Origin of the sequence: Tianweitania sp. (genome assembly GCF_032053605.1) — a bacterium.
Classification (GTDB): Bacteria; Pseudomonadota; Alphaproteobacteria; order Rhizobiales; family Rhizobiaceae; genus Tianweitania.
Genome location: NZ_DAMBUH010000121.1, coordinates 5,214 through 9,766 on the forward strand (window position 1 = coordinate 5,214; position 4,553 = coordinate 9,766).

Consider the following 4,553-nt stretch of genomic DNA (forward strand, 5'->3'; position numbering starts at 1 on the left):
TCAACCAGGTCATCACCATCGACGGCGTTGCTCTCGATGTCGACGGCGGGCGGAACGATGCCAAGGGCCAGATTGCCGAAACGCTCGACCTCGATCTGGTGATCGCCAGGCTGCCGCTCGCGATCGGCAACAGCGTCGTGCCGGATCTCGGCCTCGGCGGAACGCTCGATGGCACGGTGAAGGTCGGCGGATCGCGCAGTGCGCCCGACGTCAATTTCGACGTCCGCGGCCAAGGCCTCACGGCCGCCCAGCTGAAACAGGCCGGCCTGTCCTCGATCGATGTCACGGCCAACGGCAGCACGCAGAACCAGCTTCTGACCCTTGATGCGGCCATCACCAGTCCGGAAGGCGTCGACGCGCGGGCGCAAGGCACGGTGCCGCTCGGCCAGGGCCAGCTTGGTCTCGATGTCACGCTACGCTCGCTGCCGCTGGCCATCGCCAACGCGGTCGTACCCGAGCAGAAACTCGCTGGCACGATCACCGGTACGGCGCGTGTCACCGGCGAATTGCGCAACCCGGCTGCGAGCTTCAATCTCCAAGGCAGTGGCATCAGTGCAGCACCCTTGGCTCAAGCGGGTGCTGCACCGCTTTCCGTTCAGGCGGAGGGTGCCTTCGGCGACAACGCCCTGACGCTGAACAGTCTGCAGGTGCGGGGCGCGCAAGGGCTGAATGTCAGCGGCAGTGGGCGCGTGCCGTTGAAGGGCGCCGGGCTGGCGGTGGATGTGAATGCGCAGGTGCCTTTGGCGCTTGCCAATGGTTTCGTGCCCGACCAGAATCTGGGTGGCACGGTTACCGGTACGGCGCGTGTCACCGGTGAGTTGCGCAACCCGTCTGCCAGCTTCAATCTGCAGGGCAGCGGCGTCACTGCAGCGCCGCTGGCGCAAGCCGGCGTTGCACCGCTGTCGGTCCAGGCGGATGGCGCTTACGGCGACAATGCGGTGACGCTGAACAGTCTGCGAGTCAACGGCGCGCAGGGCCTTACCGTCACCGGCAACGGTCGCGTGCCTTTGTCGGGTGATGGCTTGTCGGTGAATGTCGATGCGCAGGCGCCGCTTGCACTCGCCAACCGCTTCCTCGCCGATCGCGGCACGCAGCTGACCGGTACGGTCAATGCCAATGCAACGGTGACCGGCAGCATCCAGCAGCCGAACATTCAGGGCCGTGTGACCTCGGCGGGCGCGGCCGTGGTTGATCCCGAAACCAACTTGCGCGTCAGCAACATCAACGTCGCTGTCGGCATATCGGGCCAGACTGTCACGATCGAGAACGTGTCGGGCGCCATCGGTGGCGGCGGCACGGTCAGCGCATCGGGCACTGTCGGCATTGCACCAGGCAGCAACTTCCCGGCCAATATCGCGATCAACCTCAACAATGCCCGCTACGCCGATGGCGAGTTGCTGGTCGCCACTGTCAACGGCCGTCTCACGGTCACTGGCGCTCTGTTGCAGGATCCGGTGATAGGTGGAACGATCGACGTGGCGCGTGCCGAAATCACCGTCCCCGAAAGCTTTGCCGGCGGTGCTGCCGCCATCAACGTCAAGCATCGCAACCCGCCGGCCGGCGTTCGCGCCACGCTGGTTCGTGCCAAGGCCAACGACGGCACGCCGGTTCCAACCTCGCGTCCGAGCGTAGCGCGCCTCAACATCACCATTAATGCGCCGAACCAGGTGTTTGTGCGCGGTCGCGGCGTGGATGCCGAGCTCGGCGGTTCGGTGCAGATCAGCGGGCCGGTCACCAATATCCAGCCGACCGGCGGGTTGAAGATGATCCGGGGCCGCATCGGCATTCTGGGGCAGCGCATCACCTTTGATGAGGGTGAAGTCACGCTGGTGGGCGATCTCGATCCCTACCTCAACTTCGTGGCGCGCTCGGAAGGCTCTGACATCACCGTGTTCGTGACGGTCACGGGCCGCGCGTCCGTCATCGACGTCACCTTCTCCTCGTCGCCCGAACTGCCGCAGGACGAAGTTCTGGCCCGCCTGATCTTCAATCGCGGCATCAACGAGCTGTCGGCCTTCCAGATCGCCCAGCTCGCCGCAGCCGCGGCCGAACTCGCGGGCGGCGGCAACAATTCGCTGCTGGGCAGCCTGCGCGCTGGCACAGGGCTCGACGATCTCGACGTGGTGACCGACAGCGAAGGCAATGCCGCCGTGCGTGCCGGCCGTTACATCAATGAGAACACCTATCTCGGCGTGGAAGCGGGTGCCGGCGGCAATACGAAGGCCACGATCAATCTCGACATCACTGAGAACCTCAAGGTGAAGGGCGGCGCCGGCACCACCGACTCCAGCCTCGGTGTGTTCTACGAGCGCGATTACTAAGCGCTTTCAGGCCGTTCGCTCTTGCGACCTTGTTTGATTTCCCCGACAGTAAGCCATCGCTCATTGTCGGGGAGGAGCCTGCATGTTCGACGACATCCGGAACAAGCGCGTGCTTGTAACCGGCGCATCGAGTGGACTCGGCCAGCACTTTGCGCGGTTGTTCGCCGAACGCGGTGCCGCAGTGACGCTCGCTGCGCGCCGGCTCGACAGCCTTGAAGCCGAACGCGATGCATTGCGTGACTCAGGAGCAGAAGCCACGGCCGTAGCGCTCGACGTGTGCGATGCCGCATCCATTTCTCGGCTGTTTGCTGAGGCTGAACAACCCTTCGACATCGTCGTCAACAATGCCGGCATCAGCGGCGCAGCGCGGGCGATGGACCTCACCGAAGAGGCCTGGGACAACACGCTCGACGTCAATCTGAAGGGCCCGTTTCTTGTTGCGCAGGCTGCGGCAAAAGCCTTGCGGCAGGTTGAACGCGGCGGCTCCATCATCAATGTCGCTTCGATCGTGGCGCTGCGGGTGGCGACCGAGTTGTCGGCGTATGCCGCCTCCAAAGCCGGGCTGGTTCATCTCACTCGCGCTTTGTCGTTGGAATGGGCGCGCTATGGTATCCGCGTCAACGCGCTTTGCCCTGGCTATGTGGAAACCGAAATCAACCGCGATTTCTTTGCCAGTCCGGCCGGCGAAGCCATGGTGAAGCGCATCCCGCAGCGCCGCCTCGGCCGCATGGAAGATCTCGACGGCGCCACGCTGCTGCTGGCCTCGGAAGCCGGCGCTTACATCACTGGCACAGCGCTGGTGGTGGACGGCGGTCACTCAAACGCGTCGCTTTAGGAGACCGCCATGGACTTCACCATTCCCGCCCGCGTCGAGGATTTCCGCCAGCGCATCGCCGATTTCGTAGAGCTAGAGGTGCTGCCGCTCGAAGCCGATCCGTCTTCCTATGATGCGCATGAAAACATCGCGCTGCCGCTGCTGGAAGAGCTGCGCATCAAGGCCAGGGCTCAGGGGTTGTGGAACCTCCAGCTGTCGCAGGCGAGCGGCGGGCAGGGGCTCGACAAGCGTGGCATGGCCGTTTGCTACGAAGCCATGAACCGCTCGATATTCGGCCCGGCCGTGTTCAATTCGGCCGCGCCCGACGACGGCAACATGATGGTGCTCGAAAAGATCGGCACGAAGGAGCAGAAGGAAAAATGGCTGATGCCGATCGCGCGCGGCGAGGTGCGCTCGGCCTTCGTCATGACGGAACCGCATCCCGGCGGCGGGTCCGATCCCCAGATGATCCAGACGCGGGCGACCAAGCACGGCGATCGCTATGTCGTGCATGGCACGAAGTGGTTCATCACGGGCGCGGAAGAGGCCGAGCACTTCATTCTGATTGCGAGGACATCGGACGATCCGCGCCACGGTCTGTCGGCTTTCTTGTATCACAAGAACCAGCCGGGCTGGCGCATCAACCGCCGCATTCCGATCATGGGGCCGGAAGAACATGGCGGCCATTGCGAGATCGAGTTTGATGGTCTCGAAATCCCGGCAAGCGAGATCCTGCTCGGCGAAGGCAAGGGCATGCGCGTCACGCAGACCCGGCTCGGCCCTGCGCGCCTGACCCATTGCATGCGCTGGCTCGGCCTCGCCAAACGCTGCACCGAGATCGCCAGGGATTATGCCGAGAAGCGTGAAGGCTTCGGGATACGGCTGGCGAACCGCGAAAGCATCCAGCTGATGCTGGGCGATCTCGCCATGCAGATCGAAATCGGCCGCCTGCTGGTGCAAAAAGCGGCTTACGCGCTCGACATGGGGGAATACGCCCGCAAGGAAGTCTCCATGGCGAAGGTGCATGTCGCTGACGTCCTGCACAAGGCCGCCGACACCGGCATCCAGATCAACGGCGCGCGCGGTTATTCCAAGGACACCGTGCTGGAATGGATCTACCGCTACGCCCGTCAGGCCCGCCTCGTCGACGGCGCCGATGAGGTGCACAAGATGGTGCTGAACCGGAACCTGTCAGAGGAGGGGAATGATTTCTGGCGCTGGCCGGTGGAGGGGGAAGAGGTGAATAAGTGAGTAGGGCAGTAGGGGGGCAGTAGCGTGGTGCGTCCTTCGAGGCTCCCTTTGGGTCGCACCTCAGGATGAGGACCGTTGTGCCATGCCTGCCGACCAGCAATTCAAGCGCAACCGTCCTCATCCTTGTATATTGCAATTGGTGCATACTATCGGCGTCGGGTGGTCAT

At 63.8% G+C, this 4,553-nt stretch carries 3 protein-coding genes; all 3 read left to right on the forward strand.

What is annotated here, in order from left to right; translation table 11 throughout:
• On the forward strand, positions 1 to 2,321 hold a 2,321-nt coding region (locus tag RTX98_RS18140), incomplete at its 5' end, for a translocation/assembly module TamB domain-containing protein (protein ID WP_312798197.1).
• 82 nt (positions 2,322 to 2,403) lie between these two features.
• Positions 2,404 to 3,156: an SDR family NAD(P)-dependent oxidoreductase gene (locus RTX98_RS18145; protein WP_312798198.1), complete on the forward strand. Its 753-nt coding sequence runs from the start codon at positions 2,404 to 2,406 to the stop codon at positions 3,154 to 3,156.
• 9 nt (positions 3,157 to 3,165) lie between these two features.
• A complete protein-coding gene (locus RTX98_RS18150; RefSeq protein ID WP_312798199.1) occupies positions 3,166 to 4,386 on the forward strand; it encodes an acyl-CoA dehydrogenase family protein in 1,221 nt (406 codons plus the stop codon).
• Positions 4,387 to 4,553: the final 167 nt, after the last annotated feature.